The organism is Paraburkholderia diazotrophica, from assembly GCF_900108945.1.
Lineage (GTDB): Bacteria > Pseudomonadota > Gammaproteobacteria > Burkholderiales > Burkholderiaceae > Paraburkholderia > Paraburkholderia diazotrophica.
On sequence record NZ_FNYE01000025.1, the window covers coordinates 48,010 to 70,102 of the forward strand.

13 protein-coding genes are annotated in these 22,093 nt (G+C 63.9%); 8 read left to right on the forward strand and 5 right to left on the reverse strand.

Going from position 1 to position 22,093, the window contains the following annotated elements; genetic code table 11:
• Nucleotides 1-9 precede the first annotated feature (9 nt).
• From gcvT to BMW76_RS26445, 6 genes are all read left to right on the forward strand, one after another.
• Nucleotides 10-1,128 (forward strand): glycine cleavage system aminomethyltransferase GcvT, encoded by a 1,119-nt coding sequence (gcvT, locus tag BMW76_RS26420; protein ID WP_090870585.1) that lies wholly within the window; start codon nt 10-12, stop codon nt 1,126-1,128.
• 113 nt (nt 1,129-1,241) lie between these two features.
• On the forward strand, nt 1,242-1,622 hold the full coding sequence (gene gcvH, locus BMW76_RS26425) for a glycine cleavage system protein GcvH (RefSeq protein ID WP_090870586.1): 381 nt from the start codon (nt 1,242-1,244) through the stop codon (nt 1,620-1,622).
• A gap of 64 nt (nt 1,623-1,686) precedes the next feature.
• Entirely contained in the window at nt 1,687-4,617 is a 2,931-nt protein-coding gene (gene gcvP / locus BMW76_RS26430) for an aminomethyl-transferring glycine dehydrogenase (protein WP_090870588.1), read from the forward strand.
• Between the two features lie 147 nt (nt 4,618-4,764).
• Nucleotides 4,765-5,901, forward strand: coding sequence for an alginate lyase family protein (locus BMW76_RS26435; RefSeq protein WP_090870590.1), 1,137 nt, complete (start codon nt 4,765-4,767; stop codon nt 5,899-5,901).
• A gap of 97 nt (nt 5,902-5,998) precedes the next feature.
• Entirely contained in the window at nt 5,999-7,387 is a 1,389-nt protein-coding gene (locus BMW76_RS26440) for an L-serine ammonia-lyase (RefSeq protein WP_090870592.1), read from the forward strand.
• A gap of 88 nt (nt 7,388-7,475) precedes the next feature.
• Nucleotides 7,476-9,176 carry a thiamine pyrophosphate-binding protein gene (locus BMW76_RS26445; protein ID WP_090870594.1) on the forward strand — a complete coding sequence of 567 codons (1,701 nt, stop codon included), beginning with the start codon at nt 7,476-7,478 and terminating at the stop codon, nt 9,174-9,176.
• 176 nt (nt 9,177-9,352) lie between these two features.
• Here BMW76_RS26445 and BMW76_RS26450 read toward each other — a convergent pair whose 3' ends face one another.
• Together BMW76_RS26450 and putA are read right to left on the reverse strand one after the other, a co-directional pair.
• Nucleotides 9,353-10,501, reverse strand: a complete 1,149-nt coding sequence (locus BMW76_RS26450) for a branched-chain amino acid ABC transporter substrate-binding protein (RefSeq protein WP_090870597.1) — start codon at nt 10,499-10,501, stop codon at nt 9,353-9,355.
• An 88-nt stretch (nt 10,502-10,589) separates the two neighbouring features.
• Nucleotides 10,590-14,564 (reverse strand): trifunctional transcriptional regulator/proline dehydrogenase/L-glutamate gamma-semialdehyde dehydrogenase, encoded by a 3,975-nt coding sequence (gene putA, locus BMW76_RS26455; RefSeq protein WP_090870598.1) that lies wholly within the window; start codon nt 14,562-14,564, stop codon nt 10,590-10,592.
• Nucleotides 14,565-14,872: 308 nt separating this feature from the next.
• On the opposite strand from putA, the gene BMW76_RS41305 reads away from it, so the two are divergent.
• Nucleotides 14,873-15,034 (forward strand): hypothetical protein, encoded by a 162-nt coding sequence (locus BMW76_RS41305; RefSeq protein ID WP_177200504.1) that lies wholly within the window; start codon nt 14,873-14,875, stop codon nt 15,032-15,034.
• Between the two features lie 322 nt (nt 15,035-15,356).
• Here BMW76_RS41305 and BMW76_RS26465 read toward each other — a convergent pair whose 3' ends face one another.
• The 3 genes from BMW76_RS26465 to hemE form a co-directional block, all read right to left on the reverse strand.
• On the reverse strand, nt 15,357-16,781 hold the full coding sequence (locus BMW76_RS26465) for a YeiH family protein (RefSeq protein ID WP_090870601.1): 1,425 nt from the start codon (nt 16,779-16,781) through the stop codon (nt 15,357-15,359).
• A gap of 181 nt (nt 16,782-16,962) precedes the next feature.
• Nucleotides 16,963-19,221 carry a primosomal protein N' gene (locus tag BMW76_RS26470; protein WP_090870602.1) on the reverse strand — a complete coding sequence of 753 codons (2,259 nt, stop codon included), beginning with the start codon at nt 19,219-19,221 and terminating at the stop codon, nt 16,963-16,965.
• 444 nt (nt 19,222-19,665) lie between these two features.
• A complete protein-coding gene (gene hemE / locus BMW76_RS26475; protein WP_090870604.1) occupies nt 19,666-20,769 on the reverse strand; it encodes a uroporphyrinogen decarboxylase in 1,104 nt (367 codons plus the stop codon).
• A 172-nt stretch (nt 20,770-20,941) separates the two neighbouring features.
• On the opposite strand from hemE, the gene BMW76_RS26480 reads away from it, so the two are divergent.
• Nucleotides 20,942-21,733: a transporter substrate-binding domain-containing protein gene (locus BMW76_RS26480; RefSeq protein ID WP_090870606.1), complete on the forward strand. Its 792-nt coding sequence runs from the start codon at nt 20,942-20,944 to the stop codon at nt 21,731-21,733.
• The last annotated feature ends 360 nt before the right edge of the window (nt 21,734-22,093 follow it).

Below are 22,093 nucleotides of genomic sequence, written 5' to 3' on the forward strand. Positions count from 1 at the left end.
GAGGCCCCGATGACCGAACTCAAACACACCCCGCTCCACGCCACGCACCGCGCGCTGAATGCCCGCATGGTCGACTTCGGCGGCTGGGACATGCCGGTAAACTACGGCTCGCAGATCGAAGAGCATCGCGCCGTGCGCACCGACGCCGGCATGTTCGACGTGTCCCACATGTGCGTCGTCGATTTCACCGGCGAGCGCGTCCGCGCGTTCTTCGAGCGCGCGCTGGCCAATAACGTCGGCAAGCTGCAAACGCCCGGCAAGGCGCTCTATTCCTGTCTTCTGAATCCGCAAGGCGGCGTGATCGACGATCTGATCGTCTACTACTTTTCCGAAGACCATTTCCGCGTCGTCGTGAATGCCGGCACGGCCGAGAAAGACGTCGCGTGGTTCAACAAGCTCAACGACTCGGAAGGCTTCGGCCTCACGATCGAGCCGCGCCGCGACTACGCGATCGTTGCCGTGCAAGGTCCAAACGCGCGCGAAAAAGTCTGGTCGACGGTGCCCGCCACCCGCGCTGCCAGCGAAGTCCTCAAGCCGTTCAACGCGGCGCGCGTCGCCGATACACCGTTCGGCGAGCTGACTGTCGCGCGCACCGGCTATACGGGCGAAGACGGCTTCGAAATCATCGTTCCCGCCACTCACGTCGAAGCGCTGTGGAACGCGCTTCAGGCACAAGGCGTGCGTCCTGCTGGCCTCGGCGCGCGCGACACGCTGCGCCTCGAAGCAGGCATGAATCTGTACGGCCAGGACATGGACGACAACGTGTCGCCGCTCGATGCCGGTCTCGCATGGACCGTCGATCTGTCCGCGCCGCGCGATTTCATCGGCCGCGCGAAGCTCGAAGCGGACGGCTCGAAGTCGTCGTTCGTCGGCCTGATTCTGCACAAGGACAACGGCAAGGCAGCGGGCGTGCTGCGCGCGCATCAAAAGGTCGTCACGCCGCAGGGCGTTGGCGAAATCACGAGCGGCACGTTCTCGCCGACCATGCAGGAATCGATCGCCTTTGCGCGCGTGCCGACAGGCGTGCAGCCGGGCGACGTCGTGCACGTGCAGATACGTGACAAGGCACTTCCCGCCAGCGTGGTTAAACTGCCATTCGTGCGCAACGGCAAAGTGCTCGTGAGCTGATCGATACCCGAGCTCGCGATGAGCGTCACGAGACAGTCACCAGACAGACACTAAAGCGTCGCGTGCGTCCCATCCATCAAGTCAACCGAATCAAACCGTTTTAGGAGCATCCGATGAGCATCCCGGCCGATCTGAAATACACCGAATCGCACGAATGGGTCCGCACCGAAGCGGACGGCACGCTGACGGTCGGCATCACCGACCACGCGCAAGAAGCGCTCGGCGACATCGTCTTCTTCGAAGTGCAGCAACTGGGCCAAACCGTCTCGGCAGGCGATACCGTCGCCGTCATCGAATCGGTGAAGGCGGCTTCCGATATCTACGCGCCCGTCTCGGGCGAGATCATCGAAGCGAACCCGAACGTCGCCGATACACCCGATGCCGTGAACGGCGCGCCGTACGACAACTGGCTGTTCAAGATCAAGCCGGCTGCGGGCGCATCGCAGGACAAGCTGATGGACGCTGCGGCATACGGCAAATCGATCGGCGAATAAGTCATCTACCCACGACAGGCGCGGCGTTCGCGACTGGCGAACGCCGCGCCGGCAGGAACAATCAATGAAGCTCGAACACCCGGATCATCTGATGAACCGCACTCCCCTCTCGCTCGCCGCGCTCGAAGTGCACGACGCCTTCGCTGAGCGGCATATCGGCCCCGATGCGGCCGATCAGCAGTCGATGCTCGAAGCCCTCGGCTTCGCATCGCGCGCCGCGTTGATGGACGCGGTGATTCCGAAGACGATCCGCCGCCAGGACGCGCTGCCGCTCGGCCCCTTCGCCCAGCCGAAGAGCGAAGCCGAAGCGCTCGCCGCGCTGCGCGAACTCGCGGACAAGAATCAGGTGTTCCGCTCGTACATCGGCCAGGGCTATTACAACGCGCACACGCCGACTGTCATCCTGCGCAACGTGCTCGAAAATCCGGCGTGGTACACGGCCTATACGCCGTATCAGCCGGAAATCTCGCAGGGCCGTCTCGAAGCGCTGCTGAACTTCCAGCAGATGATCGTCGACCTGACGGGTCTCGCGATCTCGAACGCTTCGCTGCTCGATGAAGCGACGGCCGCCGCCGAAGCGATGACGCTGCTGCAACGCGTCGGCAAGCCGAAGTCGAACATTTTCTACGTGGCAGACGACGTGCTGCCGCAAACCATCGAAGTCATCAAGACGCGCGCGAAGCCGGTCGACATCGAAGTGAAAGTCGGCCCGGCCGCCGATGCCGCTAGCGCGAATGCGTTCGGCGTGCTGCTGCAATATCCGGGCGTCAACGGCGACGTGCTCGACTATCGCGCGCTCGCCGACGCGATCCACGCAGCAGGCGGCCACGTTGTCGCCGCCGCTGATCTGCTCGCGTTGACGATCCTCACGCCGCCGGGCGAGTGGGGCGCGGACGTTGCAGTGGGCAATTCGCAGCGCTTCGGCGTGCCCGTCGGCTTCGGCGGCCCGCACGCTGCGTACCTCGCCGTGCGCGACGAGTTCAAGCGCCAGATGCCGGGCCGTCTGGTCGGTGTCACCGTCGACGCGCAGGGCAATCCCGCGCTGCGTCTCGCACTGCAAACGCGCGAACAGCACATCCGCCGCGAAAAGGCGACGTCGAATGTGTGTACCGCGCAGGCGCTGCTCGCGATCATGGCGAGCATGTACGCGGTCTATCACGGCCCGCGCGGCCTGAAGATGATCGCGCAGCGCGTGAACCGCATCGCCGCGCTGCTCGCTGAAGGCGCGAAGCAGCTCGGCTACACGCTCGTCAACGAGACGTTCTTCGACACGCTCACGTTCGAAACGGGCGCGCGCACGCAGGCGCTGCACGACGCGGCGACGGCCAAGCGCATCAATCTGCGCCACGTGAGCGACACGCGTGTCGGTCTGTCGATCGACGAAACCACGACGCGCGCCGATCTTGCCGATCTGCTCGCCGCATTCGCGCAAGCGGCGTTCGTCAGCGACGTGCCGCAAATCGATGAACTCGACGCGAAGCTCGCTCAATCGAACACATTCCCCGCAACGCTCGAACGCGAAAGCGCGTATCTCACGCATCACGTGTTCAACCGTCATCATTCGGAAACGGAAATGCTGCGCTATCTGCGCAGCCTCGCGGACAAGGACCTCGCGCTCGACCGCTCGATGATTCCGCTCGGCTCGTGCACGATGAAGCTCAACGCCACGTCGGAGATGCTGCCCGTCACGTGGCCCGAGTTCGGTCAGATCCATCCGTTCGCGCCCGCCCAGCAAACGGTCGGCTACCGCGAAATGATCGATCAGCTCGAACAGATGCTGGTCGCGGCCACCGGCTACGCGGCCGTGTCGCTGCAACCGAACGCCGGCTCGCAAGGCGAGTACGCGGGCCTGCTGATCATTCACGCTTATCACGAGTCGCGCGGCGAAGGTCATCGCAACGTGTGTCTGATTCCCGCGTCGGCGCACGGCACGAACCCGGCGTCTGCGCATATGGCGGGCATGCAGGTCGTCGTCGTCGCGTGCGATGCGCAAGGCAACGTCGATATCGAGGACCTGAAGAAGAAGGCCGGACAGCACGCCGACAAGCTCGCGGCGATCATGATCACGTATCCGTCGACGCATGGCGTGTTCGAGCAGAACGTCCGCGAAATCTGCGAGATCGTGCATGCGCACGGCGGCCAGGTGTACGTCGATGGCGCGAACATGAACGCGATGGTCGGCCTCACCGCGCCGGGCCAGTTCGGCGGCGACGTCTCGCACCTGAACCTGCACAAGACGTTCTGCATTCCGCACGGCGGCGGCGGACCGGGTGTCGGTCCCGTTGCGGTCGGCGCGCATCTGGCGAAGTTCCTGCCGAACCAGACGTCGACGGGCTACGAGCGCGACGCGAACGGCATCGGCGCTGTCTCCGCTGCGCCGTATGGCTCGGCGTCGATCCTGCCGATCTCCTGGATGTACATCGCGATGATGGGCGCGAAGAATCTGACGGTCGCGACGGAAGCCGCGATCCTCAACGCGAACTACGTCGCGAAGAAGCTCGCGCCGCATTACCCGGTGCTCTACTCGGGCCCGGGCGGACTGGTCGCGCACGAGTGCATTCTCGATCTGCGTCCCATCAAGGAAACGAGCGGCATCAGCGTCGACGACGTCGCGAAGCGTCTGATGGACTACGGCTTCCACGCGCCGACGATGAGCTTCCCGGTGCCGGGCACGCTGATGGTCGAGCCGACCGAATCGGAGTCGAAGGAAGAGCTGGACCGCTTCATCGAGGCGATGATTGCAATTCGCAACGAAATCCGTGCTGTCGAAGAAGGCCTCAGCGATCGCGAAGACAATCCGCTGAAGCATGCGCCGCACACGGCGGCTGTCGTCGTCGCGAATGAATGGGCACATGGCTATGCACGCGAGACGGCGGCGTATCCGCTGCCTTCGCTCGTCGCGAAGAAGTACTGGCCGCCCGTCGGCCGTGCGGACAACGCGTATGGCGACCGCAATCTGTTCTGCTCGTGCGTGCCGATGGCGGACTACGAATAAGGCCGCATTCAGCCCATCGATATGTTGAAGTAATGTGAACCGCGCGGCGCGTCGAAGCGTGTCGCGCGGTTCTGTCCATTGTTCTGTTGCTTGGCGCGTCAAACCGTTACCATCACACACCGACTCAGCCCAACGAAGGAGTTTTGCATGGTGCGACAGGTGCGAATGATGCAATTCCGGACACATCGTACGCGTGCGCCGCAACAACGCATTTCCGCCTCGCCGCTTGCGGCGCTATTGATGATGGCCGCCGCGTTCTGCGCGCAAAGCGCACACGCCGCGATGAACCTCTGTGCCGCGCCTGCGCTGCAAACCAGCGAGCGCACCAACGCCGATCCGGGCGTCAAGGCGCTGGTAAGCAATGTTCAGGCGCATCTGACCGAGCCTGCGCACGCGGTGCGTCAATTGCATACGGAAGGCACGCTGCCGCATGAAGACATCTACGATCAGAGCAAGGACGCGGAGAAAGACCTCGATCTGCTGCGCGACGCCGCGCTCGCGTGGCGCGCAACCAGCGACGACCGCTATCTGAAGCTCGTCGACCGTCTGCTGTATGCATGGGTGACAACCTATGAGCCGTCGTTCAATCCCATCGACGAAACGCCGTTCGAAGGACTGATCCTCGCGTACGACATGACGGCGAGCGCGCTGCCCGTCAAGACGCGCAACGCGACGATGGCTTTCCTCACGAAACTCGCCAACGGCTACATCGCGCAGATCGACGCACAAAAGCGGCCGCTGACGGGCACATTCCGAAACAACTGGCAGAGTCATCGGGTCAAACTGATAGCGATGGCGGCGTTCACGCTCGACAACCGCAAGATGATCGACGCGGCGCAGCGTCTGTACGTCGAGCACGTCAACGACAACATCGCGCCCGACGGCACGACCGTCGATTTCGGCGAACGCGATGCGCTGCATTACGTGACCTACGATCTTCAGCCGCTCGTGACGGCCGCGCTCGCGGCGCGCCGCCACAACCGCAACTGGCTCAACGAGCGCGCACCGAACGGCGCGACGCTTGCCGCCGCGTTGAACTGGCTCGCGCCATATGCAAGCGGCTCGAAGACACACGACGAATTCGTGCATTCGAGCGTGCCGTTCGATGCAAAGCGCCGCGAAGCCGGCATGCCCGGCTACAGCGGGCAGTGGGACCCGAAGAATGCGGCCGAGCTGTATCACCTCGCCGCGCGGCTCGACGGACGCTATACGCCCGTCGCGCTGAAACTGGCACCGACGCCGCCCGCGTGGCTCGCCGTGTGTCTGCCTTTGCCGGCGCGTTGATCACGCGTCGCACATTGGTCGCCGTATCCGGCACATTCTGCTGCCGCGTTACCCACGCAGCGCAGCACAAACGAAATTCTTGTTAGCAGGAGCAGTCATGGCAGTCAGCGTTTTCGATCTCTTCAAAATCGGCATCGGTCCGTCGAGTTCGCACACGGTCGGTCCCATGCGTGCAGCGCTGATGTTCGCGCAAGGGCTCGAGCGCGATGGGCTGCTCGACAACACGGCATCGGTGAAAGTGGATTTGTACGGCTCGCTCGGCGCCACGGGCAAGGGCCACGGCACCGATCGCGGCGTGATGCTCGGCCTGCTCGGCGATGCGCCCGATACCGTCGATCCCGATACGATCGCCGCGCGTCTCGAACAGGTCCGCACGTCGCGCACGCTCGCGCTGCTCGGCAAGCATGACATTCCGTTCGTGCAGAAGGAGCACATTTCGTTCTACCGGCAGGCGTTGCCGGAGCATCCGAACGGCCTCAAGCTGCGCGCCTTCGATGCGAACGGCGAGACGCTGCGCGAAGCGACGTATCTGTCAGTGGGCGGCGGCTTCGTCGTGACGGCGGGCGCGGCGAACACAAAGGTGCTGTCGGCAGTCGATCAGTTGCCGCATCCGTTTCGCACGGGCGCGGAACTGCTCGAGATGTGCAAGGCGACGGGCAAGAGCATCGCGCAGCTGATGTGGGAAAACGAGTGCGCATGGCACACGGAAGAAGAGACGCGCGCGGGCCTGCTGAAAATCTGGGACGTGATGCAATCGTGTGTCGCGCGCGGCTGCGGCATCAACAATCCGGACGCCAACGGCAATTTGCCTGGTCCGTTCCAGGTGAAGCGTCGTGCGCCGCAACTGTATCGCGCGCTGACGGGCAATCCGGAGCGCGCGTTGCAGGACCCGCTTTCGATGGTCGACTGGATCAACCTGTACGCGATCGCCGTGAACGAAGAGAACGCAGCGGGCGGGCGCGTGGTCACGGCGCCGACCAACGGCGCGGCGGGCATCATCCCCGCCGTGCTGCACTACTACACGCGCTTCATGCCGAACGCGAACCAGCAAGGCGTGCTCGACTTCCTGATGACGGCGGCCGCCATCGGCATTCTGTACAAGCTGAACGCGTCGATCTCGGGCGCGGAAGTGGGCTGCCAGGGCGAAGTGGGCGTTGCGTGCTCGATGGCGGCGGGCGCGCTCGCGGCCGTGATGGGCGGCACACCGCTGCAAGTCGAGAATGCCGCCGAAATCGGCATGGAGCACAATCTGGGCCTCACGTGCGATCCCGTCGGCGGCATGGTGCAGATTCCGTGCATCGAGCGCAACGCAATGGCTTCCGTGAAGGCCGTGAACGCGGCACGCATGGCGCTGCGCGGCGACGGCAGCCACTACGTGTCGCTCGATTCCGTGATCAAGACGATGCGCGAAACGGGCGCCGACATGAAGACCAAGTACAAGGAGACGTCGCGCGGCGGGCTCGCGGTGAACATCATCGAATGTTGATCGCATGTTGATGCCGCTTTTACGAATGACATCGGCGAGGGTCTCGGCGTAAGCTGTCGAAGCTCTTCTGACTGGAGGTGTCTTCGCAATGTCGCTGTCTTCCGATGCTTCATCTATGACGACCGGCGCGCGGCTCATGGTCGACGCGCTGTTGACGCATGGCGTCGAGCGCGTGTTTTGCGTGCCCGGCGAAAGTTTTCTGGCGGTGCTCGATTCGCTGCACGACGAGACGTCGCGAATTCAGACGGTCGTGTGCCGTCACGAGGCGGCAGCGGCCAACATGGCCGAAGCCGTCGGCAAATTGACGGGCCGTCCCGGCGTGGCGATCGTCACGCGCGGCCCCGGCGCGACGCATGCATCGATCGGCGTGCATACGGCGTTTCAGGACTCCACGCCGATGATCCTGCTGATCGGCCAATGCGCACGCGAGCATCTCGATCGCGAGGCGTTCCAGGAAATCGACTATCGACGCATGTTCGGGCAGATGGCGAAGTGGGTCGCGCAAATCGACGATCCGCGCCGCATTCCCGAGTACATGAGCCACGCGTTCCATACGGCGACATCGGGCCGGCCTGGTCCCGTCGTGCTGTCGCTGCCCGAAGACGTGCTCAGCGAAGCATGCGCTGTGATGCCTGGCGCGCCCGCCTATCAGCGCGTGGCCGCGGCGCCGGCGCCGCAGCAGATCGAACGTCTGCGTGTCCTGCTGGAAGGCGCGAAGAAGCCGATGGTCATCGCGGGCGGCAGTGGCTGGACGCCGCAAGCGTGCGAGGACTTGCGAACGTTCGTCGAAAACTGGCAGTTGCCCATCGGCCTCGCATTCCGCTTTCAGGACACGCTCGACAACGAGCACGCGAACTATGCGGGCGATGTCGGCCTCGGCATCAATCCGGCACTCGCGAAGCGAATTGAAGATGCGGACGTGCTGCTCGCACTCGGACCGCGCCTCGGCGAAGCGACGACGGGCGGCTACACGCTGCTCGACATTCCGAAGACGAAGCAGACGCTGATCCACGTTCATCAAGGCGCGGAAGAACTGGGCCGCGTCTATGCCGCCGATCTCCCGATCGTCTCCGGCATGCCGGAAATCGCATCGATGCTCGCGGCGCTCAAGCCATCGGCAAAGCTGGCCTGGGAAGGCACGGCAAAAGAGGCACACGACGCGTACCTCGAATGGCGCAAGCCGCGCGCGATTCCCGGCGACGTTCAGCTTGGCGAGATCATGCAGCAACTGCGCGAGCATCTGCCGAAGGACGCGATCCTGACCAACGGCGCGGGCAACTACGCGACCTGGCTGCACCGGCACTTCGCGTATCGTCATTTCCGTTCGCAGCTTGCGCCGACGAGCGGCGCGATGGGCTACGGCGTTCCTGCTGCGATCGCAGCGAAGTCGATGTATCCGGACAGAACGGTCGTTGCGTTCGCGGGCGACGGCTGCTTCATGATGTCGTCGTCCGAGCTTGCGACGGCAATGCAGTACGAACTGCCCGTGATCTTCATCGTGGTGAACAACAGCCACTACGGCACGATCCGGATGCATCAGGAGCGGCACTATCCGAACCGCGTTCACGGAACGGGCCTGACGAACCCGGACTTCGCCGCATTCGCGAAGTCGTTCGGCGCGCACGGCGAAACGGTGGAGCGAACGGAAGACTTCATGCCCGCGTTCAAGCGCGCGCAAGAATTGAAGAAGCCGGCCGTCATCGAAATCCGTCTGCCGCAGGAGGCGAGCACGCCGGGCGCGACGCTCGAGCAGATTCGCACGCAGGGTAGGAAGCTGCGCGGGGAGTGATGCAGGCGCGCACAAGCGCGCACTGCCGGCGGAATACGCGACATACGGGGCGTATGCCGCATAAAAAACAAAAAGCCTCGCAGAGCAAAAACTCTGCGAGGCTTTTTTTCGTCAATCGATCAGGCGGCGACGCTCAGCCAGCAACAACCGCCGAGCGCCACACGCCCTAACGGCAATTACTTGCCGCCCACGCTTTGCAGCGTCGTCCACTTGCCATCGACGACCTTGTACAGCGTGATGCCGCCGTTCTTCAGATCGCCCTTCGGGTCGTAGGCCAGATCTTTCGTCGTCACAGCAGGCATGCTCGTCTTTGCGAGGATGGGCAGGTACTTGGCCGGATCGGTCGAGTTCGCCTTCTTCATCGCGTCGAACATCGCCATTGCGCCGTCGTACGCGTACGGCGAGTACGTCTGAACGTCTTCACCGAAGCGCTTCTTGTACTTCGCGACATAGTCCTTGCCGCCCGGCATTTCTTCCAGCGGCAGACCCGCCAGTGAAGCCACCGTACCGTTAGCCGCATCGCCTGCGATTTGCAGGAACGTCGGCGTGTGCACCATCTCGCCGCCCATCAGCGGAGCCTTGATGCCCAGCGTCTTCATCTGCTTGACCATCGGCGCGGCCTGCGAATCGGCGCCGCCGTAGTAGATCAGATCCGGCTGGACCGACTTCAGCTTCGTCAGGATCGACTTAAAGTCGACGGCCTTGTCGTTCGTGAACTCACGATCGACGATCGTTCCGCCCGCTGCCTTCGCTGCCTTCTCGAACTGGTCGGCGAGACCCTGGCCGTATGCCGTGCGGTCATCGACGATCGCAATCTTCTTCATGCCCAGGTTCTTCACAGCGAACGTGCCGGCGACGGAGCCTTGCTGCGTGTCCGAGGTCATCATGCGGAACGTCGTCTTGAAGCCTTGCTGCGTGTATTCCGGAGCCGTCGCCATTGCGATCTGCGGAATGCCCGCGTTCGCGTAGATGCGCGATGCCGGGATCGTCGTGCCCGAGTTGAAGTGGCCGAGCATGCCCTTGATGCCGTCGTCGACCAGCTTCTGCGCGACCGTCGTGCCCGTGCGCGGGTCAGCCTGGTCGTCGGCTGTGTCCAGCACGAAGCGAACCTGCTTGCCGCCGATCGTCGGCTTCGTCGCGTTCATGTCTTCGACTGCGAGCGTGATGCCGTTCTGGAAGTCCTTGCCGTAGTGCGCCTGTGCGCCCGTCATCGGGCCGGCGAAGCCGATTTTCACGTCTTCGACTTGCTGAGCGTGCGCAGTCCCCGCCAGCGACATGGTCGCGAACAGCGTCGCGCCTGCCAGCTTTTTCATCGTGTTTTGCATATCTTCTCCTTGGTACCAGGTGTGGACGGCGCGGTGATCGGGGTCGCCGTCTCGCGCCATTTTTTTGAATCAATCAAGCGAGGTTCGCTCAGCCGATCGTCATCAAATTCGCATTACCGCCTGCTGCTGCCGTATTCACGCTGACCGAACGTTCCGTCAACAGACGTTCGAGTGCGTAATCCTCATCGCCGCTCTCCAGCGCGCGCGCCGCAACGCCCTGCACCGAAACGATCGGCCCCGCGCGCTTCGCGACATCCTTCACGAGCGTCAGCAGTTCGTCGCTGTCGCCTTCGAAGAGCACGGCATCGAACGATGCTTCCGCGCTCTTCTTCACGCTCGCATACTGCTTCAGCGTGGCGGGCAGCGCGGCATACAGCTGCTCGCCCGCCGCGCCTTCGAACAGCGCCTTGTTGCCCGTCGCGAGTGCGGCCGCGAACTGCACGCGTGCACCGCTTGCCGTCGACGCAACGCACAGCACCGTGCCGCGCGCGCCGAGCGTGTACGTGTTGCGCTCGCCCGTCGGACCGGACAGCACGGCCGTCGCGCCCGCCGGGATGTGCGCGAGGTAGCCGTCGCAGCGCGCGGCCAGCACCGGCTCGCGTTCCGCGATCAGCCAGTCGCGCAGCGCCGTCAGCGCAGCGGCAGGATTATCGCTTGTCGCGCCGCCGGCTGCACCATTCGATGCGCCGCTCGATGCACCATTCAGCGCGCCTTGCGAGGCATCGACCATCAGCGTCTGCGCAAGCGACTTCGGCAAGCCCGCCGGACGCGTCGCGAGCAGACGTTGCAGATAGAGCGCGCCGCCCGCTTTCGGCCCCGTGCCCGACAACCCTTCGCCGCCGAACGGCTGCACGCCGACGACCGCGCCGATCACGTTGCGGTTCACGTAGATGTTGCCCACGTGCGCGCGGCTGATCACATGCGCGATCGTTTCGTCGATACGCGTGTGGATGCCGAGGGTCAGTCCGTAACCCGTCGTGCGGATCTGTTCGAGCAGCTTGTCGAGCGCGCTGCGGCGATAACGCACGACATGCAGCACCGGACCGAACACTTCGCGCTTCAGTTCGTCGATGCTGTCGAGTTCGATCAGCGTCGGCGGCACGAACGTACCGGCTGCGCAGGCGTCCGGTGTCGGCAGCTGCGTGACCTTGCGGCCCTTCTCGCGCATCGCCGCGATGTGCGCGTCGATACCGCGCTTCGCTTCCGCGTCGATCACGGGACCGACGTCGATCGACAGACGGTCCGGATTGCCGACGGCGAGTTCCTTCATCGCGCCCGTCAGCATTTCGAGCGTGCGGTCCGCGACGTCGTCCTGCAGGCAGAGAACGCGCAGCGCCGAACAACGTTGACCGGCCGAATCGAACGACGATTGCAGCACGTCCGCGACGACCTGTTCCGCGAGCGCCGACGAATCGACGATCATCGCGTTCTGGCCGCCCGTTTCGGCGATCAGCGGAATCGGCTTGCCTTCGGGGTCGAGCCGGTTCGACAGCGTCTTGTTGATGAGGCGTGCGACTTCCGTCGAACCCGTGAACATCACGGCACGCGTACGGGCATCGGCGACCAGCGCAGCGCCGACCGTTTCGCCATCGCCCGGCAGCAGTTGCACCGCGCCTGCGGGCACGCCCGCTTCGCGCAGAATGCGCACGGCTTGCGCGGCGATCAGCGGCGTCTGCTCAGCGGGCTTCGCGAGCACCGTGTTGCCCGCTGCGAGCGCGGCAGCCACCTGGCCCATGAAGATCGCCAGCGGGAAGTTCCACGGGCTGATACACACGACGGGACCGAGCGGACGATGCGTGTCGTTCGAGAACTCGTCGCGAATCTGCGCCGAGTAGTAGCGCAGGAAGTCGATTGCTTCGCGGATTTCAGCGACGGCGTTCGGCAGCGACTTGCCCGCTTCGCGCACGACGAGGCCCATCAGCGTGTGCATCTGCGCTTCGAGCAGATCGGCGGCACGCGCGAGACAATCGGCGCGCGCTTCGACGGGCGTCGCCTGCCAGATCGGCGCAGCGGCGACTGCATGCGCGAGCGCGGCGCCCACATGTTCCGGCGTCGCTTCGACGACGGTGCCGACGATGTCGCGATGATCCGACGGATTGCGCACGTCGCGTGCATTGCCGACGGCAATCTCGTTGTCTTCGAGCATCGGCGCAGCGCGCCACGGATGATTCGCGCTTGCCAGCAACGCCGACGACAGCGACGCGAGACGATGCTCGTTCGACAGGTCGAGGCCCATCGAATTGCTGCGCTCGGCGCCATACAGATTGCGCGGCAGCGGAATCTTCGCGTGCGGTGCGCCGAGCGGCATGATCTTCGATGCTTCTTCAATAGGATCGGCGACGAGGTCCTTGATGGGCACGCTTTCGTCAGCGATACGGTTCACGAACGACGTGTTCGCGCCGTTCTCCAGCAGACGGCGCACGAGATACGCGAGCAGCGTTTCGTGCGTGCCGACGGGTGCATACACACGGCACGGACGGTTCAGCTTGTCGCGGCCCGTGACTTCTTCGTAAAGCGGCTCGCCCATGCCGTGCAGACACTGGAACTCGTACTGGCCGGGATAGTAGTTGCCGCCCGCGAGGTGATAGATCGCCGACAGCGTGTGCGCATTGTGCGTCGCGAACTGCGGATAGACGGCATCGGGTGCGCCGAGCAGCTTCTTTGCGCACGCGAGGTACGACACGTCCGTGTAGATCTTGCGCGTGTACACGGGATAGCCTTCGAGTCCATCCACTTGTGCGCGCTTGATTTCCGTATCCCAGTACGCGCCCTTCACGAGGCGCACCATGATGCGGTGACGGCTGCGGCGCGCCAGATCGACGATGTAGTCGATCACGAACGGGCAGCGCTTCTGATACGCCTGCACGACGAAGCCGATACCGTTCCAGCCTTGCAGTTCGGGATCGAAGCACAGCGCTTCGAGCAGATCGAGCGAAATCTCCAGACGGTCTGCTTCTTCCGCGTCGATGTTCAGGCCGATGTCGTAGCGGCGCGCGAGGATCGCGAGCGCGCGCACGCGCGGCAGCAACTCGCTCATCGTGCGTTCCTGCTGCGAACGCGAGTAGCGCGCATGCAGCGCCGACAGCTTGATCGAAATGCCCGGGCCTTCGTAGATGCCACGGCCGCCCGCAGCCTTGCCGATCGCATGGATCGCCTGCTCGTATGACGCGTAGTAGCGCTGCGCGTCGGCTTCCGTCGTCGCGGCTTCGCCGAGCATGTCGTACGAGTAGCGGAAGCCGCGCGCCTCGAACTTGCGGCTGTTCGCGAGCGCTTCGGAGATGTTCTCGCCCGTGACGAACTGCTCGCCCATCAGGCGCATCGCCATGTCGACGCCCTTGCGGATCAGCGGCTCGCCGCCCTTGCCGATCATGCGCGTCAACGCCGACGACAGACCCGTTTCGCTATTCGTCGTCACCAGCTTGCCGGTGATCATCAGGCCCCACGTCGCGGCGTTCACGAACAGCGACGGCGCATGGCCGACGTGCGAGCGCCAGTCGCCCTTGCTGATCTTGTCGCGGATCAGCGCGTCACGGGTCGCGCGGTCGGGAATGCGCAGCAGCGCTTCGGCGAGACACATCAGCGCGACGCCTTCCTGGCTCGACAGCGAAAACTCGTGAATCAGCCCTTCGACGCCGCCGCCCGAACGCTTGCCTCGCAGCGCTTCGACGAGCTTGCTCGCCATCGCCTGCACGTCGCTCGCGATGTTCGCGGGCAGACGCGCCTGGCCGATCAGGAACGGCACGCACTCCGGCTCGGGACGACGGTAAGCCGCCGTGATCGCCGCGCGCAACACAGATTGCGGCTGCACGCTCTGCGCGAATTCGAGGAACGGATGCGTTGCGTCGCTCTCGTCGGAATCGACGGCGGCGCCGTCGGCCAGCTCGGTTGCGCCGTGATGGCCCGACAGTTCGGCAGGCAGTTGACCGTGCTCGATCTTCTCGAGGTAAGCGAAGATCGCCTGCTTGATCAGCCAGTGCGGAGTGCGTTCGAGACGCGCGGCGGCATCTTTCAGCCGGGTACGCAAAAGGTCGTCGACCTTGACGCCAAGGGTGGTGCTCGCCATGTTTCCTTCTTCATTGCCGGACGGACGCCGGCCAAAGACTAAAAAGTTGGGCGAATCGTACCCCTCTCAATAAAAAGGTGCAACCAGTTCGATGAATCGGTTGCACCCTTCGGCAAGCCTTGCTGCACAAGGGTTTGCAGTCTAAGTGCACCGTTCCGATGCACGCGGTTGCGCTCGGTGTTTTCCCTGGATGGGTTTTATCTCGACGCCCCCTTATCGAAAGCGGAATCGCGCCGTTATACCGGTCATGAAATGCGCAGCGATGCACGGTACGGGGTTCGCAGTCTCGCTAAAACGGGGTGGCCGGAATGGAAAAGTGGATCGTGGTAACGGGAATCTGGATGATGTTCGCGTCGTGCATGGTGCTGTTCATCCGTGGCGCCACGGGCTCTTCGCGTAACGAATTGCAGCCCGTCGAAGTGAAAGACGACGAGCGCGATGCGAAGCAGCCGGAGTCTTTTCGGGTCTGAGGGCCGAGCGCGTCTTTCAAGCGTTGATGCACGTACGACGCGGGCGCGCCTTTGACTGACGGTGCGTTGTCGCGCCCGATGGGTCAGCAGTGCCGGGGCGAGAACCGGCAGCAACTGTCGCGAGGCGCGACGAGCCGATCGTGCACGACGCACAACCGGCTGTCGGCAACGCTCGCGCTGAATCCCGAACTGAATACAGCGAGGCCCGGAATGCTCTGCTCAAGTGAATGCCGATCGTCGGCGCGGAACCGGCAGTCCGCGCAGCAAGACCGACGCGCGTCGGGCTGCGCGCCGATGTTGTCGTCGAGAACCGCGGGTGCGCTCACGAGCCCTGTCCCAAGCTATTCCAATACGGTGCGAACACGTGCGCGGACAGCGCGTAGCCGATGGCGATATTGACAGCCACGCCGACGGTGAACGCGATAAACGGCTTCACGCCCGTCGCCGCCAGCGACCGGATGCGTGTCGCCAGCCCGATGCTGAAGAAGCAGAAGATAAACGCCCATGTGCGCAACGCGGTAATCGGCGCGACGAACTCCGGCGTGACCACCTTGCGATAGTCGGCGAGCGAGTAATGGCTCGCGATCCACGTGACGAGTGCCGACGCAATCACGAAGCCGATCACGAACTTCGGAAAGCGCGCCCAGATCTCGCGCGCATCGGCTTTCGTCGCAACGCCGTTTTCATCGGATTCCCAGCGCGTCGTCGCGACGATCGCCAGCAGGAAGGCCCAGATGCCGATCCAGATGTCGCGGCCCACCACCTTCATCAACGTGAACGCCTGAAGCGACGCCTCCGGTGCGCCCGCAATCGCGCTGCCCGTGTGCTTCGCGAAGTCGCCGTAGGCTTGCGCGGCGGCGATGCCCGCAGCGTCCGCAAATTCGGAGGTGCCGATCCATGCGCCCGCAACGGCCGTCGATAGACCGAGCGAGCGCGACACGAACGGCAACACGAAGATCATCACGATCGCCCACAGGATCACGAGTGTGATCGCTACCGACGCATGTTCGCGCTTCGCGCGCACTGCGCCCGCAATCGCGATCGACGCGGATACGCCGCACACCGCGCCGCCGACGCCAAGCACTGCGGCGAAGCGCTTGTCCAATCCGAACGCCTTGGCGGCGAAGAAAATCACGAAGAACGTGACGAGCGAGACGATCGTCGCCTGTCCGACGGCGACGGGGCCCGCCCAGACGAGCAGCGTGAACGGCAGCGTCGCGCCGAGCAGCACGATGCCCACCTTGATGTAAAACTCGACGCGCAATCCCGCTGAGAACCATTCAGGGAGCCGGAATACGTTCGAAATCAGCAGTCCCAACGCGAGCGCGACGAGCGGCGGCTCGAGGTTGTACTTCGATGCATGGGCCCACGCGCCCACTTCAAAAATCAGGATCGACGCGATAAACAGAATCGCGAACGACGGCAAAAAGTGTGCGACCCGTTGCTTGAGCGCGGAGAGGCTCACGCCGAACAGCGCGGCAAACACGATGAACAGCGCGACATAGTTCGGCAGATGCTTCGCGAAGTCTTTCCCGGCCGCGCCGACGTCGGACCATTTCGCGGGCGCCGTCGCAAGCCATTTGATGCTGCTGCCCGACGCGAACAGCGCCCACGCGACGACGATCACCAGCAGGCCGACCCACACGGCCCACCAGTCCTCCGTCGAGAAGAGTCCGCCGCCGCGCACTGTGCGTGCGGGTTGCGATGGCTGCGCGCCTGCCGGCAAGGTGCGTTTCGTATCGCTCATTGCATTGCCCCGGTAGAAGAGGTTGTGGCGCGAAGGCGTTATCGATTGTTATGAAACATGCGCCGATCCGGCGAAATATAGTCGAGCGAAAACGCGAAACGAAACGACCTTTTGCTCTATCGATATGACTTGAAGGGATTTGCAGGCAGATGCGTGCAAGAAGCGTGCGGCGAGTGCGCGACTAGATGTCGAGAGGATCGACTTCGATGCTCCAGCGCAGCACGCCCTTGATCGTGCGCAGCGCAGGCTGCCATGCACGCAACGTCGCCTGCAGCGCCGCGCGCGATGCGCTTTCGACCAGCAGTTGCGCGCGATGCACATGCATCACCTTGACAATGGTGAGCGGCACGGCGTCGTAGACGGTCACGCGGGCGGCGGCGGGAATGTCGGCGAGCGCCCCCGCAGCCTGTTGCAGGAAGGTGAGCGAGGCGTCCAGCGTGCGGCCCTCGGCGCGCAGCATCGCCTGATAGACGAATGGCGGCAGATGCGCGTCGCGGCGCTCGGCAAGCGTCGAATTGGCGAAGCCGATGTAATCGTGGCAAGCCAGCGCGTGATACAGCGCGTGCCGCGCATAGCGCGTCTGCACGAGCACTTCGCCCGGCAGGCCGGCGCGGCCCGCGCGGCCGCTCACCTGCATCAGCTGCGCGAAAAGCCGTTCGCTCGCGCGGAAATCGTGCGAGAAGAGCGCGGTGTCGGCGTTCAGCACGCCGACCAGCGACACGCGCCGGAAATCGTGCCCTTTCGCGATCATCTGCGTGCCAACCAGGATATCGATCTCGCCGGCATGAACATCGGAGAAAAGCGCCTGGGCGCTGCCTTTGCGACGCGTGCTGTCGGCGTCGATGCGCAGCACGCGCGCGCCCGGAACGGCGCTCGCCAGCGCTTCCTCGACGCGCTGCGTGCCGCGCCCGAGCGGCGCGATATCGACGTTCCCGCATTCCGGGCACGAGCGAGGAATACGCGATTCCCAGCCGCAGTGGTGACAGCGCAGCGCGCGTTCGGGCTTGTGCAGCACGACGTAGGCGCTGCAGCGCGGACAGCCCGCGACCCAGCCGCAAGCGTCGCACGCGAGCTGCGGCGCGTAGCCGCGACGGTTCAGGAACACGAGGCTTTGCTCGCCGCGTTCGAGCCGCGTTTTCAGCGCCGCGATCAGCGGGCCGGATAGCCCTTCGACGGATGCGCGTCCGCGCCGCCGTTCGTCCTCGAGGTCGATGAGCCGGACGCTCGGCAAGGCTGCATCGGCGACAGCGCGGCGCGATAAGGTCAGTCGCTTGTAGCGCCCCTGCTCGACCTGCCACCAGCTTTCCAGCGACGGCGTCGCCGATCCCAGCACGACGGGCACGCCAAGCTGTTTCGCGCGCCAGACGGCGAGATCGCGCGCCGAATAGCGCAAGCCTTCCTGCTGCTTGTACGCGGGGTCGTGCTCCTCGTCGACGACGATGATCGACAGATGCGGCAGCGATGCCAGCACCGCGAGCCGCGTGCCGAGCACGATGCGCGCGCGCCCTGTGTGCGCGGCGAACCAGTTGCGGGCGCGCTCGCCTTCGGCCAGGCCGCTGTGCAAGGTGATGATCGCGGTATCGTCCATCGACGCAAAGCGCGCGCGGAACGCTGCTTCGAACTGCGGCGTGAGGTTGATCTCCGGCACGAGCACGAGCGCCTGTGCCTGCGGATTCGCCGCCAGCAGCGCCGCCAGCGCGCGCAAGTACACCTCCGTCTTGCCGCTACCCGTCACGCCGTGCAGCAGAAATGGCGCGAAGCCTTGCGCGTCGCGGATGGCTTCGAAGGCGGCCGTTTGTTCGTCGGTGAGCGTCGGCAGCGTTGAGTTCTGCGCAGCGTGATGCTGTGAACGAAGCGGTGCGGCGGAATCGATTACGTCGAGCGCGACCCAGCCTTCGGCTTGCCACGCTTCGAGCGTCGCGATGGCCTTTGGATGCAGCGCGCGGGCATCGGCGGCAGGCAGCGACTCCACTGCCGCCAACGCAGCCGCAAGACGGCGCAGCGCGCTCGCGCGGGCGGGCAGCGCGTCCGGCAACGCGGCGCGGCCAGCGGGCAGCAAACGGTAGTGCTCTTCGGGCGCCAGCAGCCGCGCCCAGCGCGCCGCGTCACGCAATGCCTGAGGCAGCGCCGGCAACGCGACTTCGCCGATACCGCGCTGGTAGTAATCGGCGGCGAACTGCGCGAGTTGCAGCCAGTGTCCGGAAAGCGGGGGACACGCGGCGCACACGCCGGCCACGGACTTCAGACGATCGGGCGGCACTTCGCTGTGAGCGGTCACTTCGGCGATGAGCCCCACCACGTGGCGCTTTCCGAACGGCACGCTGACGAGCATCCCCGGCGCCGGCAATAGCGCGGCGTCGCAGCGGTAGTCGAAGAGCGTCGGTAGCGGGTGATCGAGCGCGACGCGGACATAGGTGCGCGTCAGATCGTCGATCCGCATGGCCACCGGGCGCTGGAAATGTTATTCACAGGCTGACAGGTACTAAGGCCATACTTAAAGTAAAACTTCAATTTCGGCGCTAAGCTTTGAATTTGCATCGACAATTGCGCCCCGGCCGCCCCGCCTGTGGATAACTTTGTTGAGAACTCGGTCCGAATGCGCCGAAGACCGCGCCACGCGGGCCTCTCTGTGGGATACCGCACATTTGTCTTAAGATTCGCAAAGCCTTATCACTCAAGGGATTGGCCAAAAAACCCTGGTTATTTCGAGCCCGGCGCGACAATCAATCCCTCTACTGCGGCGCAACGTGACAAATGTGCATAAGTCAAGTCTTGACAACGTCGAGAGCGCCATTGGGCGGTCTATGGAACGCTAATTTCCCCTTCGGCCGAGAGCCGGCGTCGCTGCGTCGCAACAAAACGGTCACATTGCGATGAACCGGCCTTATGCCGGCTGGTTGCCACCCGCGGCACGAATCGCGCGGCTGTGCCGATGCACTTCGTCGACCAGTTCAGCGACGTTTTCCGGCGGCGTGAACTGCGAAATGCCGTGTCCCAGATTGAAGACGTGACCGGGGTGGTTGCCGAAACTGTCGAGGACTGCGCGCGCCTCGATGCGAATCGTCGATGGCGGGGCGAAGAGCACGGAGGGATCGATGTTGCCCTGTAGCGCGACCTTGCCACCGACACGCTCTCGCGCCTTGCCCAGATTGACCGTCCAGTCGAGTCCAACGGCATCGACACCCGTCGCAGCGATTTCTTCGAGCCACAGGCCGCCGCCTTTGGTGAACGTGATCACGGGCACGCGGTTGCCGCCGTGCTCGCGCTTCAACTGACTCACCGCCTGCTGAATATAGTGCAGCGAGAAGCGCTGATAAACGCCGTCGGCGAGCGCGCCGCCCCACGTATCGAAGATCATCACGGCTTGCGCGCCCGCTTCGATCTGCGCGTTCAGATAGGCGGCCACTGCCTTCGCGTTGATGTCCAGGATGCGGTGCATCAGATCCGGGCGGGCATAGAGCATCGACTTGACGGTTCTGAAGTCGTCCGAGCCACCGCCTTCGACCATGTAGCACGCGAGTGTCCACGGACTGCCCGAAAAGCCGATCAACGGCACGCGCTGACGGCCTTGCGCGTCGGTGAGCGCGGTGCGGATCTGACGCACGGCATCGGTGACGTAGCGCAGCGTGCTGTCGATATCCGGCACCGCGAGGCGCGCGACGTCGTCCTCGGTGCGCACGGGGCGTGCGAATTTCGGCCCCTCGCCGACCTGAAAATCGAGACCGAGGCCCATCGCGTCGGGGATGGTGAGGATATCGGAGAAAAGAATCGCCGCGTCCAGCGGATAGCGGTCGAGCGGCTGCAACGTGACTTCCGTCGCGTAGTCGGGATTCTTCGCGAGGCCGAGGAAACTGCCTGCGCGGCTGCGCGTCGCGTTGTATTCCGGCAAATACCGCCCTGCCTGGCGCATCAACCAGATCGGCGTGTAGTCGGTCGGCTGACGGAGCAGCGCGCGCAGGAAGGTGTCGTTGAGGAGATTGTGGGCCACGTCGCTTGCAACTGAAGGCAAAGCGGCATTTTAACCGTTGAGCGTCGGCGGCGACCTGCGTAATCCCCGCAATTGCTGTTTGTCCTATGCCTTCGTGCCGATGGTCACAGATAGTTACGCGGGCTATTATCCGTTCCGTTGATCCACAATAAACAACGATAGAGGAGATTCAATGAAGAAAGTCACCCTGCTTCTCGCCGCTGCACTGTGCTGCGCCGGCGCGGCCCATGCGCAAAGTGCCGCATCCGCTCCCGCAACTTCAACGTCGCGCCTCGACGAAATCACGGCACGGGGCACGCTGCGGGCCTGCACCACGGGCGATTACAAGCCGTACTCGTTCTACAAGCAGGACGGGCAGTTCGAAGGCATCGACATCGACATGACCGAATCGCTCGCCAAATCGCTCGGCGTAAAGGCGGAATTCGTGAAGACGTCGTGGTCGAATCTGATGAACGACTTCGTCGCGAAGTGCGACGTGGCCGTGGGCGGCGTATCGACCACGCTGGACCGGCAGAAGCGCGCGTTCTTTACGGAGGCTTACCAGGTAGACGGCAAGACGCCTATCGTGCGCTGCGACGACGTCAGCAAGTACCAGACGGTCGCGCAGATCGATCAACAGTCCACGCGGGTGATCTTCAATCCGGGCGGCACGAACGAGCGCTTCGCGCGTCAGTTCTTCCAGCACGCGAATCTGACCGTGTATCCGGATAACGTGACGATCTTCAAGCAGATCCTCGCGGGCAAGGCCGACGTGATGGTAACGGATGCGTCCGAAACGCTCCTGCAACAGAAGCTCAACCCCGGGCTGTGTTCCGTGCATCCGGACAAGCCGTTCCAGTATGGGGAAAAGGCCTGGATGGTGCCCCGCGGCGACGTTGTGTTCCAGCAATACGTCGATCAGTGGCTGCATCTCGCGCGTGCCAGTGGCGAGTATCAGGCCATTTCGGATAAGTGGCTGAAGTAAGCCAAAGCACGCCGAGTTTATGACGGCCGGGGTAGTCGTACTTACCTGTCGAGGCGAGAGGCGGCCTCTGTCCGTTATGCGCAGTGTTTGCAGTTCGGCTGGCTACGACAAGTCCGAGCGGACAGTCGGTTAATTCCGCGATGCGGCAATATGCGGTGACGCAGACGAACATCAGTTTCAAACAAGTGCGGTGCGGATCGGTATGAAGAAACGGGTCCGCACTTCCGTACTCGCATGTCACGCAGCGCATCGGCGGGCTCGCAGCGATGACGCAATGCAACATATACATCCGAACGACAGCCAAAGCGGCGCAAAGTGGACTCAAAGATATCGGTAATAATTGCGGAAAAATTGCTTTGC

What these genes read in the sequence shown, in the direction of transcription:
- gcvP (WP_090870588.1), top strand. Translation starts at nt 1,687, where the DNA reads ATGAAGCTCGAACACCCGGATCATCTGATGAACCGCACTCCCCTCTCG.
- BMW76_RS26465 (WP_090870601.1), bottom strand. Translation starts at nt 16,781, where the DNA reads ATGAGCGATACGAAACGCACCTTGCCGGCAGGCGCGCAGCCATCGCAA.
- BMW76_RS26445 (WP_090870594.1), top strand. Translation starts at nt 7,476, where the DNA reads ATGTCGCTGTCTTCCGATGCTTCATCTATGACGACCGGCGCGCGGCTC.
- gcvH (WP_090870586.1), top strand. Translation starts at nt 1,242, where the DNA reads ATGAGCATCCCGGCCGATCTGAAATACACCGAATCGCACGAATGGGTC.
- BMW76_RS26440 (WP_090870592.1), top strand. Translation starts at nt 5,999, where the DNA reads ATGGCAGTCAGCGTTTTCGATCTCTTCAAAATCGGCATCGGTCCGTCG.
- BMW76_RS41305 (WP_177200504.1), top strand. Translation starts at nt 14,873, where the DNA reads ATGGAAAAGTGGATCGTGGTAACGGGAATCTGGATGATGTTCGCGTCG.
- BMW76_RS26450 (WP_090870597.1), bottom strand. Translation starts at nt 10,501, where the DNA reads ATGCAAAACACGATGAAAAAGCTGGCAGGCGCGACGCTGTTCGCGACC.
- BMW76_RS26435 (WP_090870590.1), top strand. Translation starts at nt 4,765, where the DNA reads ATGGTGCGACAGGTGCGAATGATGCAATTCCGGACACATCGTACGCGT.
- gcvT (WP_090870585.1), top strand. Translation starts at nt 10, where the DNA reads ATGACCGAACTCAAACACACCCCGCTCCACGCCACGCACCGCGCGCTG.
- putA (WP_090870598.1), bottom strand. Translation starts at nt 14,564, where the DNA reads ATGGCGAGCACCACCCTTGGCGTCAAGGTCGACGACCTTTTGCGTACC.
- BMW76_RS26480 (WP_090870606.1), top strand. Translation starts at nt 20,942, where the DNA reads ATGAAGAAAGTCACCCTGCTTCTCGCCGCTGCACTGTGCTGCGCCGGC.
- BMW76_RS26470 (WP_090870602.1), bottom strand. Translation starts at nt 19,221, where the DNA reads ATGCGGATCGACGATCTGACGCGCACCTATGTCCGCGTCGCGCTCGAT.